Genomic DNA, 12,729 nt, shown 5'->3' with positions numbered 1-12,729 from the left:
AGGCAGAAATGTCGAAAAAAATTGTTTCTGTGTGGACTAGTATTCCTTTTTGGAGAAGGTCTGCAGGATGGGTAACAGGTTTTGCTGCAATATTATTAATTTGGCTTACCTTTGATTCTTTAGGACAAATTAGTATGGGAACAGATGAAGACCTAAAAAATGGTATTACAAAAAGAGTACCAGCTCCTACTGTAATTAATTATAAGATTACTTATGAAATGGATAAAAAAAGAGGTCATGAGGTGCCTATTATTGGTGAAAAAGAGAAATTCTTTGGTCGAGATAATTGGTCAAAAGAAGAAGCAAGAGAACTTCTTCATTTAGGAAAATTAGCATCACAAGCTAAAAACTGTATGAATTGTCATACCTTACTTGGTAATGGAGCATATTATGCACCAGATTTAACAAAAGCATGGTTAGACCCTGCATGGGGACCTAATGGTTCATATATACCTATGACTAATTCAAAAACAAAAGAAGAAGCAATGTCAAAATTTTTGCAAAATCCTTCTTTATATCCTTCTCACGAAAGAATGATGCCTAATTTAGGGATTACAGAAAAAGAAGCAATGGGCTTAGTTGCCTTTTTAAAACATATGTCATCTATTGATACTAATGGTTTCCCACGAAATTTTGGAAGAATGTCAACTGATGGTGTAACAGGAGCAATTCATGGTAAATAATTTAAAATTTGAATCTCAAAAGTTAGCAATTAACTATTTTATTGTAGCTGCAATTTTATTTGGAGCACAGTTAATGATGGGACTTATTGCTGCAACACAGTTTTTATATCCAAGTTTTCTTTTTGAAACATTTGATTTTTCAGTTGCAAGAATGGTTCATATTAATGCTTTAGTTGTGTGGATGCTTTATGCAATGATAGGTTCTGTTTATTATTTGATTCCTGAAGAAACTGGAATTGAAACAGTTGGAATCAAACTTGGAAAAATTGCATTTTATATATTAACTGCTGCTGTTACAGTAGTTGTTCTTGTTTACATTTTAGTACAAGTTGGTCCAGCAGAAGAAAGTACAATTTGGTTTATTAATGAAGGTAGAGAATATATTGAAGCTCCAAGATGGGCAGATATAGGAATAGTAGTAGTTGTTTTAGTTTTTGTTTTTAATCTTTTTGCAACAGCAATGAAAGGTGAAAGAACAGGAATTATGACTGTTCTAATGGCAGATGTTTTAGCTTTAGCAGGTTTATATCTTGCAGGTATGTTTTTTACTGATAATATTTCTATGGACCAATATTGGTGGTGGTGGGTTATTCACTTATGGGTTGAAGCAACTTGGGAAGTTTTTGTTGGTTGTTTAGCTGCATATGGATTAATCAAAATGATAGGTGCAAGAAGAGAAGTTGTTGAAATGTGGCTATGGATTGAAGTAGCTATGTTATTTGGTTCAGGGATTCTTGGTTTAGGACATCACTATTTTTGGATAGGTACACCAGAATATTGGTGGGAAATTGGTGCTTTATTCTCAGCTTTAGAACCTGTTCCTTTAGTAGCAATGTTCGTTCATGTAATTTATGACTGGGGTAAAGAAACTGGACTTAAAGGAGATACTAATGAAAAAACAATGAATAATACACCAGCATTTGCATGGTTTGTAACAAATGCTTTTGGGAACTTCTTAGGAGCAGGTGTTTGGGGATTCTTTCATACTTTACCTCAAGTAAACATATATACTCATGGTACGCAATTTACATCAGCTCATGGACATCTTGCTTTTTTTGGAGCATATGCAACGATATTAATTGGGATGTTTTATTTAGGAGTTCAAGGTAAAAATGGCATTAAAGTAATGAAATCTACCTTTGCATCAAAGATGGCAATTTCTTTAATTACTATAGGTGTTTTAGGTATGACTGTTTCTTTAACAGTTGCTGGATATGGACAAGTTCTCGTTGAAAGAGCACAAATGGGTGCTACATGGGAAGCTTTTTTTGTATCTCAAAATCTTGTTTGGTTTGTGCAGGGCTTAGGCTGGAGACTTGCATTAGGTATCGTAACTTTTATTGGTTTTTTATTTTTAATAAAAGATTTATTAACGATATCAAAAAGATATAGACAAGTAACAATATAAAATAAGGAGTGAATAATGTTTGAAGCATTTGTTGATGTTGTGCCAAGTTTTTTTGGCACACTTAATCAAGGACCTCTAACTCTAACTTTATTTCTTCATACTGTAATTGTACTTCCAATGTTTTGGATTTACAAGTCTGAAAAGAAGAGATTAGAAGAAGAGGCAAAAGAGAGTTAGGCAACTAACATAGTTAATAAAAGAATCTAGAAGGAGAAGAAGATGAGATTTATTAAGAACTTTAGAATAATGTTTCTTGTAGCTATTACAAGTACTCCATTACTATTTGCAGGAACTTCTAAAATGGACTTTCCTACTGTTTATGAAAAAGAGTGTCAAGGGTGTCATGGACCAATACATCAAGGAGGTGTTGGTTCAGACTTAAGACCAGCTGCATTGAAGAAGAAAGAAAGACATACTTTACGTGATGCAATTTTAGCTGGTGTTGAAAATACTGCAATGCCACAATGGAAACATATGTTTTCAAAAGATGATGCAGATGGCATGGTTGATTGGTTAATGAATTGGAAAAATAATGTTAAATATAAATTAGATTTTGATCAAATTTATAGTACATGGACAAAACTAGTTGATAGGGAAGAATTACTAAAAAAATATCCTAAAGCTGTTGATACAAAATCTGTATTAGATATTACTTTTGCTACTGAAAGAGATGCATCATTAGTTGATTTTATTGATAGTACTACTGGAAAAGTTTTATCTAGACATAAAGCTGGTTTTGCTGTTCACGTAACAGTTACAAATAAAAAGAATCCAAGATATGCTTATTCTATATCAAGATCTGGAAGATTAACAATGTTTGATATTGCTGCACCAGGTCAACCAGCTCTTGCTTCAGTTCAAGTAGGGTTTGAATCAAGAGGTTTAGCAGTATCTCCTAATGGAAAATATATTATTGCAGGAAATTATACTCCAGGAGGAGCTGTACTTTGTGATGCAATGACTTTAGAACCTTTAAAAGTTTATGATACATCTGCTGTAATTAATACAGAAGGACAAATAGAAGCTTCAAGGGTTGCCTCTTTAGCTGATACTCCATATGGACCATATTTTGCATTAGCTTTAAAAGATGCGGGTAGAGTATATATTATTGACTATTCTAAACCTGATTTCCCTATTGTAGGAGATATCCCAAATATTGGTAAAGTTTTGCATGATGCCTTTTTAAATGAAGATGAAGGTGAAGATTTTGGACGATATTATATGATTGCTTCACAAGGAAGTGATGTAATGGGAATTGTGGATTTTAAAGAGAAAAATCTTGCTGCAAAAGTTTATACAGGAGAAAAAACTAAACCCCATCCTGGACAAGGATCTTCATGGTATAGTAAGAAAAATAAAAAACAATATCATGCTACTGTTTCTATGAATATAGGGTCTGTAGTTATTTGGGATTCAAATTGGAAAATTGTTAAAAAAGTTCCAACGTCAGGTGGTGGATTATTTGTAGGTACTTCACATCATACTCCATATATTTGGGCGGATACTGTACTTGCTAAACCAGAAAATTATAATGAAGTTCACCTAATAAATAAAGATACTTTAGAAACTGATAGAATAATAAAAGTTGGTAAGAAAAAAGGTAAATTAATTGATGCAAAAACTAAGAAAGTACTACAAACTTGGGATGCAACTCAATATAAAACTATAACTTACCCAGAATCAAATCCAAAAATTGGTAAAGATAAAGTTGTTGAATATTCAACTAAAACAGGAGACAAAGTTAAAGAACCTGTACAACCTAGATTACTTCATGCTGAACCAGCAAATCATGGAAAATGGACTATGATTTCAGAATGGACAACAGGAAGAATTGGTATTTATGAATCTGATACAGGAAGATTTATTAAATATATAAATAATCTTACAACTCCTACTTTTACTTATTCAGTAGAACATAGACAAACTATTCCAGGAGCTTAAGATATAAGGAGATATATACTTTTAGGTATATATCTCTTTTAATGCTTCTTTATTAATCATCTTATTTTTAGTGTCAACTACTTTTTCTTTTTTCAAAGAACTTAATACTCTAGAAAAAGTTTCAGGAGATATATTTAAGATTTCTGCAATTTTCAAATTTTTTGTATTAAAAAAATCATCAGCATTATCATATATATATTTTGCAACACGTTTTTTTGAGTCCAAAACTAAATGTAAAGAAATAAGATTTTCTAAGTTTCTAACTTTTTGAATTAAAGATTTTTGAATTAAATATGATAATTGAGGATTTAAAAATATTAACTCTTTTAATTTTTCAAAATCAATTTTGAGTAATTCCGTATCAGTAAAAGATTGAGCTGTTGCAGGGTAGGGTATTTGTTCAAAGTTTGCAACTTCTGCAATTAACTCATTTTTATGAAAATACTTTAAGATAATCTCTTTATCATTTGAAGAGGTTTTATATAGCTTGATAATACCATCTGTTAAAAGATATAAATATTTAGACTCATCACCTTCATAAAAAAGAATATTGTTTTTTGAAAGTTTTAAAATGGAAGTAAAATCTTCCATTTGTTCCAAAACTTCATCTGATAGATTTTTGAATAAATAAATTTCACTTAATTTCTTTTTCATTTAAATCCTTTAGATTGAAATAATTTTTTACCCAAAGTATTTCATCTTTATTTTTTAATTGTATTCCTTTTATCTTTTCATTTTTTTCATTTAAAATATAAAGTGTTGAGTTTTCAAGTTTAAGGAATTTTTTTGCCCACTGTTTTTCTAGTTGTTCTAATCTTATAAATAATTCTTTTGCAGGAGGTTTTTCTTTTATTTTTGTTTCTTTATGAACAATAGAATAGCCACCAACTCTTTTTTCTAAATAATAAGGCATATAGTTTTGAACTATTTTATAAACTCTTTCATTTTTTGATGTGGGCATACCTTCTTTCATAACTGAGATACTTAAGAATAAAAATATTCCTAAGAAAGCTGCCAATAATAAATAATTTTTCATTTTTACTTCTTTAGTTTAGATTTAGAATTTATTATAATAAAAACTTGGCTTCTAATTATTGATTAAAGTCAATGGAAAAAACTTCTCTAAGTGATATACTTTTCAACATTATGGAGAAGAATAATGAAAAATGAAATTTTATACAGAATACAAAAAGGTATTCCTTTTACACAAAGACCTTTTGCAAATATTGCAAGTGAATTAAATATAAATGAAAAAGATGTTTTAGATGTAATTTTAGAAGAAAAAGACAAGGGTACAATTAGACAAACTTCTGCAATATTTGATACTAAAAAATTGGGATATAAGTCTTCTTTAGTTGCTTTTGAAATAGAAGAAAATAATATTGATAAAGCTGTAGAAATATTAAATTCTCATCCAGGTATCTCTCATAATTATGAGAGAAATCATAGGTATAATATTTGGTTTACTCTGGCTATTGCTCCCACATCAAAAACTAATTTGGAAGAATTAGTTTCTATCTTAGCAAAACTTACATCAGCAAAAGATTTTATAATATTACCTACTTTAAAACTATTTAAAATTGCAGTTAAACTTGATACAACGAATAATGCAAACAAAAAAGAGATAGTTTCTCAAAAAAAATATGAAAAAATGACTTTAGAAAAAAAACATTATGATGTAATAAAAGAAGTACAAGATGATTTACAAATTATTAAAGAACCCTTTAAAGACATTATTGAAAGACTAAATATGAGTTATGATGAGTTCTTTTCTATTTTAGAAGCTTTTCAAGATAATGGGATTATGAGAAGGTATGCCACTATTTTAAATCATAGAAAAGCAGGCTTTAATTCAAATGCAATGGTTGTTTGGAATATTGATGAAGAAAAAGCAGATATTATGGGAAAAATAGCAGCTTCTTTTACTGCTGTTACGCATTGCTATTTAAGACCAAAATATTCAACATGGAATTATAATTTATTTACTATGATACATGGTAAAACAGATGAAGAAACACAAAATATAATAGATAATATTGCTAGTGAAATAGAGTATAGAGAATATATGCCTTTACACTCTTTTAGAGAGTTTAAAAAAGTAAGAATTAAATATTTTTCTGATGCTTTTACCAAATGGGAAAATAAATATATTATTAAATAAGGAATAATAAATGGAACTTTTTTTTAAATTAGAAGCAGGGTATTTAGCAATCTCTTTTTTTATCTTAGTGGTTACTTTAATAGTTACTACACGACCTTTTATAGCTAAAGGAGTATGGAAGAGATCTTCAATAATTGTTGGAGCTGTTTTATCTTTATTAGTAGTAACTCATTATAGTATTACTTCATCTAGAATTAATGAAGTTGAAAAAACTTTTAATGAGGGTAAAAAAGTTATTTGTGAAAGTAAAGCAATAAGGAAAGTAGCTCAAAGTATAATTATAGAAAAGGAAAATGGCTGGGATTTAAATAGTCATATGTTTTCATCTCCTAATTATTCAAGAGACTTTTTTAGTGCAAGATGCATAAAATATATTCCTATAGATATTCAAGAATAGATTTTTAGATTTACTTTAACATTAATTTTGCTAATATTTAAAAATATTAGAATTAAAGGATAGCAAATGGAGTGTGAATTCCCTTCAGTAAATAGTAATAATGAAGAAATAAAAGAAATTTTTGAAAATACAAAAACAATTGCAATCATTGGATTATCTCCAAATGAAGAAAAAGCAAGTAATAAAGTTGCAAAATATTTAAAAAATGCAGGCTTTAAAATAGTCCCTGTTTATCCTAAAGAAGATGAGATTTTAGGAGAAAAAGTTTATAGAAGTTTGAAAGAAATACCTTTTAAAGTTGATATGGTGGATATTTTTAGAAAACCAGATGTTATTGGGCAAGTTGTTGATGCAGCCATTGATAGAGGTGACGTTGATACTGTTTGGACTCAATTAGGACTTGTAAATAATGAAGCTGCGAATAAAGCTAAAGAAACAGGAATGAAAGTAGTACAAAATAAATGTACTAAAATAGAACACAATAATATTTTTAATTAATCTTTTTTCTGAGATGTTTTGTTATTTAAAATTAAAGTAGCAACGCATCCAGTTTTTCCATCTTCTCTATTTTTTAGAGAAACTTCTGCTCCTAAAGCATCTGCTGCATTTTTTGCTAAGAATAAACCTAATCCTGCGCCACTTTCTTCTCCCATTCGTTTAAAAGGAGCAAAAAGGTCAATTGATTCATCGATTCCACTTCCATCATCAGTAATTGTAATAGTTGTTGTTTTTTTTGTTTTTTCTAATCTAATTGCAATAGCTTTATCATCTGGAGTAAATTTTATTGCATTTTGGACAAAGTTTTGAATTATTTGATTTAATAAAGTTGCTTGAATATTTACTTTATGGTGATTTACATTAGAAAAAAATGTTAGAACTATCTTTTTTTTAGCACTTAACATTCTGTAGTCATTTGTTTTTCTTTGCATATACTGAACTAAATCTATTTCTTCTGGTTTCTCAAATTGTGCACCTTCTGCTCGACCAATATCTAAAATTGAACTAATCATTTTATTCATATCATTTATTTGTTCAATTGTTAATTTTAAAGTATCTTTATACTTTTGAGGCTCTCTATCTTTCATTAAAGTTACCTCGTTTTTTAGCTTCATTACTGCAAGAGGAGTCTTCAATTCATGAGCAACCCCTATAAAAAGTTCTTTTTTAAATTTAATATTTGTTTCAATTCTAGTTGTTAATGAATTTATAGAATTAGCTAAAGGATGAAACTCTATAGGTAAGTTCTTTTTATTTATTTGAGTAAGGTAATTCTCATCCATATTAGATAAGTTCTTTGTAATTTGTATAATTGGCCTTAATAGTGTTTTTGAAACAGTAAATGCATATAAGACAACCATTATTAATCCACCAAAAGAAATTAATAATATATTATTAAAGATTTTTGTTAACATTTGTATTGAAGAGTTAATATTTTTTACAATTTTTATATATTGTTTTTTATCTTTATTAAAAGGGTATAAAATTTGCATAAAGTGATCATCATTAATTTTGAATGTAGTATATGGAATTTCTGGAAAATGCTTTAGCGTGACCATATCAACATTTATACCTTTATGGGTAATAATATTAAAGTTTTTAGAATTTGCATCTGCATTTTGACTAATTTTAAAAATTAGTTCAGCATCAGAAAGAAGAGACTCTTTAAGCTCTTCATAGATAGTTGATTTAGTATAGCCATAAAAAATAAATGAAAGTATAATAATAAAAAGCGAAGTTGCAAGTATAAGTTTTTGGTAAAACTGTTTATAAATGCTCTTCGCTTGTGTCATACGCCATTAACCTTTTAGGTGTATCTTCTTATGCTTCTTCGTCAGTATCAGGGTAGCAGAATCTGTAACCTCTTCTTCTGATTGTTTCAATAGTAGAAATATTTAATGGTTTATCCATTTTTTGTCTAATTTGGTTAATTGCAACTTCAATTACATTTGGAGTAACTAATTCTGGTTCTTCCCAGATAGCATCTAGTAATTGCTCTTTAGATACAATTTGATCTCTATGTCTAGCAAGGTGAGTTAATACTTCAAAAGGTTTACCTTTTAATTCAATTTCTTCACCATTATATTCAATTTTTTCTTCGTCAGGATTGATTGCTAAATCTTCAATTTCAATTATATTTGTTCCACCAAATCTTAATCTAGCTTCTATTCTTGCTAGTAAGATATCAAAATCAAATGGTTTTTTAATATAATCATCAGCTCCAGCTTTTAAAGCTTCAATTTCAGAGTCTTTATCATCTCTTGCTGATAAAATAACAACTGCTGTTCTTGAACTTCTGTTTTTTACAATTTTACACAATTCTATACCATCACCATCTGGTAACATCCAGTCTGTTAATACTAAATCATAATTTCTAATATCAATAAAGTATTCTGCATCTTTATAGTTTTCAGCAGCATCTACTTGGTATCCAAAGTCTGTTAAACCTTCTTGTAGAGTTCTATTTAGCGTGATTTCATCTTCAATAATTAATATTCTCATTTAGAATTCCCTTATAGCTTTTTAACTTAAATTTAAGTTAACTTTAATTTTGGGGCGTATTATATCATATTTTTTTTTAAATTTAAAGGTTTTTTAAGGAAAATTTTGAAATTTAAAGTAAATAAGAATTAGTTAACTTGATGTTAATAAAATAAAGATAAAATTAGAAAACTAAAAATTATTAAGGATTATAATGATTAAAATTACAAGTAGAAAAATAGTTTCAAGTGTTATTACAGCAGTAGCACTTACAACTGGGACATTAAGCGCTTCAGATGTTGTTGCAACTGTAAATGGAGACAAAATTACAAAACAAGATGTAGCGATATTATTAGGTAATCCTAATATTAATTTTGACTCTTTACCTAAAAAGAATAAAAATCAAATCTTAGATCAAATTATAAATAATAAGCTTCTTACTAAAAAAGCTATTTCAAATGGAATAGAAAAAGATAAAGAGTATAAAGAAAACTTAGAAAAACTAAAGCAAGATTTAGCTTTAAGAGTTTGGCTAAAAAAAGAGTCTGAAAAAATTACTGTTACTGAAAAAGAAGCAAAAGATTATTTCAATAAAAATAAAGCACAATTTAAAGTTCCAGCAACTTTAGAAGCTAGACATATTTTAACTAAAACTGAAAAAGAAGCAAAAGATATCATTAAAGATTTAGATAAAGCATCTAATAAAAAAGATACTTTTGTAGAATTAGCAAAAACTAAATCAGTAGGTCCTAGTGGTCCTAAAGGTGGATATTTAGGAAAATTTCCTGAGACTAAAATGGTTCCAGAATTTTCAAAAGCTGCAAAAGCTTTAGCAGTTGGAAAATATTCAAAAACACCAGTTAAAACACAATTTGGGTATCATGTTATTTATTTAGAAGACAAAGAAGCTGAGAAAAACTTAGCATATAATGAAATACAAGAAAGAATAAAACAAGTAATAAAACAAAAAAAGTTTTCAGATAAATTACAATCTGAAGCTAACAAATTAAGAGATAAAGCAAAAATCGTAATTAAATAATAGAAGGAGAAATTAGTGGCTGTATTAGATATTGTTAAACCTGGTGTTTTAAGTGGAAGTGAGGCAAAAAAATTATTTGCTTATGCAAAAGAGAATAAATTTGCTATTCCTGCTGTTAATGTTGTAGGAACAGATTCTATCAATGCTGTATTAGAAGTAGCAGCAAAAGTAAATTCACCAGTAATTATACAATTTTCAAATGGTGGAGCACAATTTTTTGCAGGAAAAGGTCTTAAAACTGCTGATGTAGCAGTTTTAGGTGCAATAAGTGGAGCTATGCATGTTCATAATATGGCAGAAGCTTATGGAATACCTGTAATATTACATACTGATCATGCGGCAAGAAAACTTTTACCTTGGATTGATGGTTTACTTGAAGCAGGAAAAAAGCATTTTGAAAAAACAGGTAGATCTTTATTTACTTCTCATATGTTAGATTTATCAGAAGAGTCATTGGAAGAGAATGTTTCTACGTGTGTAGAGTATTTTAAGACAATGAATAAACTTGATATGATGATTGAAATTGAGTTAGGTATTACAGGTGGAGAAGAAGATGGTGTTGATAATAGTGATGTTGATAATTCTTTATTATATACTCAACCTGAAGAGGTGTGTTTTGCTTATGAACAATTAAAAAGTGTTTCTAATAATTTTACAATTGCAGCTTCATTTGGTAATGTTCATGGAGTATATAAACCTGGAAATGTTGTATTAAGTCCAAAGATTTTAGACAACTCACAAAAATATATTGAAGAAAAACACAATACTTCTACTAAACCAGTTAATTTTGTTTTTCATGGTGGTTCAGGTTCTGCTTTAGAAGAAATTAGAGAAGCTATTGATTATGGTGTTATAAAAATGAATATTGATACAGATACTCAATGGGCATTTTGGGATGGAGTAAGAGAATTTGAATCTAAAAACCATGATTACTTACAAGGACAAATTGGTAACCCAGAAGGTGAAGATAAACCTAATAAGTCTTATTATGATCCAAGAAAATGGTTAAGAGCAGGTCAAGAATCTATGATAAAAAGATTGGAAACAGCATTTTCTGATCTTTGTTCTTTAAATAAGAACTAAATTAATATAAAAAGAAAGCAAAACTATTTGTTTTCTTTTTATAAATTAACTTTGCTTTTTGATATAAAAAATTAAAATTAATCTTTCATATGAATATTTTTGATAAAATTCTACAAAGGATTTTAGATGAATATACAACTTACAAATACTAGAAATTTTGACTTAGAGATAAAAGTAATTAAAAATCTAAAAAAATGTAATTTAGAAGAAAAAAAATTATTAAAAGATTTAAACTTTAAAGCTTTAGAAGGGCAAGTTCAACTACTAGGAAATAGACTTTTTGTTGGAGTTTCAAAATTAAAAAAAGAAGATATAAAAATAGCTTTTAGTCATACAATAAGGTTTTTAAATAAAACAAAATTTGAAAAAATAAATATCTCTTTAGTTGAAGAAGATTTTGAGTTTGATTTAGAATCAATTATTCAAGGTTTGATTTTGGGTTCATACTCTTTTGATACTTTTAAAACTAAAAAACATCATAATAAAAAAAAGATATATATAGACCCAACAGGAAGTTCAAAAATCTATGAAGAACTTGAAACTGAATTAAATCTTAGTTTAGCTGTTTGTCAAAGTGTAAATATGGTAAGAAATATTGTAAATACTCCTCCTGAAGATTTTTATCCAAAAACTATGAGTAGCAAAGCTTTAGAAGTAGCTAGTAAAAATGATTTAGAGTGTAAAGTTTATGGGGAAGAGTTTTTAATAAACAATAATATGAATGCTATGTATGCAGTAGGAAGAGCTTCAAGACATGAAAGCCAATTAATACATTTAAGCTATAAACCTAAAGCATCAAAAGGAAAAATTGTTCTTGTAGGAAAAGGCTTAACTTATGACTCAGGTGGTTTGAGTTTAAAACCAGCAGCAGGAATGGTTTCAATGAAATGTGATAAAAGTGGTGCAAGTGCTGTATTAGGAATAATGAGTTGTTTAAAAGCTATAAATTGCGAATATGAAGTTCATGGAATATTAGGTGCAGTTGAGAATATGATAGGAGGAAATGCTTTTAAACCAGATGATGTATTAAAAGCAAAAAATGGTATTTCCATAGAAGTTAAAAATACAGATGCTGAAGGAAGACTTGTTTTAGCGGATTGTTTATGTTATGCTCAAGATAAAATTGAAGATATCGATTATATATTTGATTTTGCAACTTTAACAGGTGCTTGTATTATTGGTTTAGGTGAATATACAAATGCAGTATTAGGACATAGTGGAAAATTAAAAAAGAAGATAAAAAAAGCAGCTAAAAGTTCTGGTGAATTAGTAGGTTTTCTACCTTTTAATAGATATTTACCTACTATGATAAAAAGTGAAGTTGCTGATATTGCTAACTCAACCTCTTCAAAAGCAGGTGCAACTATTACAGCTTCATTATTTTTGGATAAATTTATAAAAAAAGAAAACAAGAAAAAGTGGTTGCACTTTGATATAGCTGGACCAGCTTACAGAGATAAGGTTTGGGGCTATAATCCTTATGGTGCAACAGGAGCAGGAGTTAGACTTATTGTAGATTTTTTAAGACAGTAAAAGTTT

14 protein-coding genes are annotated in these 12,729 nt (G+C 28.5%); 10 read left to right on the top strand and 4 right to left on the bottom strand.

Annotated features, from left to right (window positions below):
* Positions 1-8: 8 nt before the first annotated feature.
* The 4 genes from CP965_RS05225 to CP965_RS05215 are packed head-to-tail and all read left to right on the top strand — an operon-like array spanning position 9 to position 4,032.
* Entirely contained in the window at positions 9-683 is a 675-nt protein-coding gene (locus CP965_RS05225) for a c-type cytochrome (RefSeq protein ID WP_129061022.1), read from the top strand.
* On the top strand, positions 673-2,091 hold the full coding sequence (locus CP965_RS05220) for a cbb3-type cytochrome c oxidase subunit I (RefSeq protein ID WP_129061021.1): 1,419 nt from the start codon (positions 673-675) through the stop codon (positions 2,089-2,091). The genes CP965_RS05225 and CP965_RS05220 overlap by 11 nt, the downstream gene beginning before the upstream one ends.
* Positions 2,092-2,106: 15 nt before the next feature.
* Positions 2,107-2,268, top strand: a complete 162-nt coding sequence (locus CP965_RS14105; protein WP_164970996.1) for a hypothetical protein — start codon at positions 2,107-2,109, stop codon at positions 2,266-2,268.
* Between the two features lie 42 nt (positions 2,269-2,310).
* Positions 2,311-4,032, top strand: coding sequence for a nitrite reductase (locus CP965_RS05215; protein ID WP_129061020.1), 1,722 nt, complete (start codon positions 2,311-2,313; stop codon positions 4,030-4,032).
* A gap of 21 nt (positions 4,033-4,053) precedes the next feature.
* Here the strand turns inward: CP965_RS05215 and CP965_RS05210 are convergent, their stop codons facing one another.
* Both CP965_RS05210 and CP965_RS05205 read right to left on the bottom strand, forming a co-directional pair.
* Entirely contained in the window at positions 4,054-4,686 is a 633-nt protein-coding gene (locus tag CP965_RS05210; protein WP_129061019.1) for a Crp/Fnr family transcriptional regulator, read from the bottom strand.
* Positions 4,667-5,068, bottom strand: coding sequence for a DUF3605 domain-containing protein (locus CP965_RS05205; protein ID WP_129061018.1), 402 nt, complete (start codon positions 5,066-5,068; stop codon positions 4,667-4,669). Before CP965_RS05205 ends, CP965_RS05210 begins: the two co-directional genes overlap by 20 nt.
* 123 nt (positions 5,069-5,191) lie before the next feature.
* Between CP965_RS05205 and ahbA the strand changes: the two genes are divergently transcribed.
* The 3 genes from ahbA to CP965_RS05190 all read left to right on the top strand — a co-directional run bounded on the left by ahbA (position 5,192) and on the right by CP965_RS05190 (position 7,088).
* Positions 5,192-6,193, top strand: coding sequence for a siroheme decarboxylase subunit alpha (ahbA, locus tag CP965_RS05200; protein ID WP_129061017.1), 1,002 nt, complete (start codon positions 5,192-5,194; stop codon positions 6,191-6,193).
* A gap of 10 nt (positions 6,194-6,203) precedes the next feature.
* Entirely contained in the window at positions 6,204-6,590 is a 387-nt protein-coding gene (locus CP965_RS05195; RefSeq protein WP_129061016.1) for a hypothetical protein, read from the top strand.
* A gap of 66 nt (positions 6,591-6,656) precedes the next feature.
* Positions 6,657-7,088 carry a CoA-binding protein gene (locus CP965_RS05190; protein WP_129061015.1) on the top strand — a complete coding sequence of 144 codons (432 nt, stop codon included), beginning with the start codon at positions 6,657-6,659 and terminating at the stop codon, positions 7,086-7,088.
* Here the strand turns inward: CP965_RS05190 and CP965_RS05185 are convergent.
* Positions 7,085-8,380, bottom strand: coding sequence for a sensor histidine kinase (locus CP965_RS05185; protein ID WP_129061014.1), 1,296 nt, complete (start codon positions 8,378-8,380; stop codon positions 7,085-7,087). The two genes, CP965_RS05190 and CP965_RS05185, sit on opposite strands and share 4 nt — an antisense overlap.
* A 28-nt stretch (positions 8,381-8,408) precedes the next feature.
* The gene (gene hsrA / locus CP965_RS05180; protein ID WP_129061013.1) at positions 8,409-9,089 is read right to left on the bottom strand and encodes a homeostatic response regulator transcription factor HsrA; all 681 of its coding nucleotides are present in this window, start codon (positions 9,087-9,089) and stop codon (positions 8,409-8,411) included.
* Between the two features lie 193 nt (positions 9,090-9,282).
* Between hsrA and CP965_RS05175 the strand changes: the two genes are divergently transcribed.
* The 3 genes from CP965_RS05175 to CP965_RS05165 all read left to right on the top strand — a co-directional run bounded on the left by CP965_RS05175 (position 9,283) and on the right by CP965_RS05165 (position 12,723).
* Positions 9,283-10,107: a peptidylprolyl isomerase gene (locus tag CP965_RS05175; protein ID WP_129061012.1), complete on the top strand. Its 825-nt coding sequence runs from the start codon at positions 9,283-9,285 to the stop codon at positions 10,105-10,107.
* Between the two features lie 15 nt (positions 10,108-10,122).
* Entirely contained in the window at positions 10,123-11,190 is a 1,068-nt protein-coding gene (gene fbaA / locus CP965_RS05170; protein WP_129061011.1) for a class II fructose-bisphosphate aldolase, read from the top strand.
* Positions 11,191-11,316: 126 nt separating this feature from the next.
* Complete coding sequence (locus CP965_RS05165) at positions 11,317-12,723, top strand: leucyl aminopeptidase (protein WP_129061010.1); 1,407 nt, start codon at positions 11,317-11,319, stop codon at positions 12,721-12,723.
* The last annotated feature ends 6 nt before the right edge of the window (positions 12,724-12,729 follow it).

Origin of the sequence: Halarcobacter mediterraneus, from assembly GCF_004116625.1 — a bacterium.
GTDB lineage: Bacteria > Campylobacterota > Campylobacteria > Campylobacterales > Arcobacteraceae > Halarcobacter > Halarcobacter mediterraneus.
Note: the sequence above shows the minus strand (reverse complement) of the source record. Positions and strands in the feature narration are given on the sequence as shown.

What these genes read in the sequence shown, in the direction of transcription:
- CP965_RS05225 (WP_129061022.1), top strand. Translation starts at nt 9, where the DNA reads ATGTCGAAAAAAATTGTTTCTGTGTGGACTAGTATTCCTTTTTGGAGA.
- CP965_RS05220 (WP_129061021.1), top strand. Translation starts at nt 673, where the DNA reads ATGGTAAATAATTTAAAATTTGAATCTCAAAAGTTAGCAATTAACTAT.
- CP965_RS14105 (WP_164970996.1), top strand. Translation starts at nt 2,107, where the DNA reads ATGTTTGAAGCATTTGTTGATGTTGTGCCAAGTTTTTTTGGCACACTT.
- CP965_RS05215 (WP_129061020.1), top strand. Translation starts at nt 2,311, where the DNA reads ATGAGATTTATTAAGAACTTTAGAATAATGTTTCTTGTAGCTATTACA.
- CP965_RS05210 (WP_129061019.1), bottom strand. Translation starts at nt 4,686, where the DNA reads ATGAAAAAGAAATTAAGTGAAATTTATTTATTCAAAAATCTATCAGAT.
- CP965_RS05205 (WP_129061018.1), bottom strand. Translation starts at nt 5,068, where the DNA reads ATGAAAAATTATTTATTATTGGCAGCTTTCTTAGGAATATTTTTATTC.
- ahbA (WP_129061017.1), top strand. Translation starts at nt 5,192, where the DNA reads ATGAAAAATGAAATTTTATACAGAATACAAAAAGGTATTCCTTTTACA.
- CP965_RS05195 (WP_129061016.1), top strand. Translation starts at nt 6,204, where the DNA reads ATGGAACTTTTTTTTAAATTAGAAGCAGGGTATTTAGCAATCTCTTTT.
- CP965_RS05190 (WP_129061015.1), top strand. Translation starts at nt 6,657, where the DNA reads ATGGAGTGTGAATTCCCTTCAGTAAATAGTAATAATGAAGAAATAAAA.
- CP965_RS05185 (WP_129061014.1), bottom strand. Translation starts at nt 8,380, where the DNA reads ATGACACAAGCGAAGAGCATTTATAAACAGTTTTACCAAAAACTTATA.
- hsrA (WP_129061013.1), bottom strand. Translation starts at nt 9,089, where the DNA reads ATGAGAATATTAATTATTGAAGATGAAATCACGCTAAATAGAACTCTA.
- CP965_RS05175 (WP_129061012.1), top strand. Translation starts at nt 9,283, where the DNA reads ATGATTAAAATTACAAGTAGAAAAATAGTTTCAAGTGTTATTACAGCA.
- CP965_RS05165 (WP_129061010.1), top strand. Translation starts at nt 11,317, where the DNA reads ATGAATATACAACTTACAAATACTAGAAATTTTGACTTAGAGATAAAA.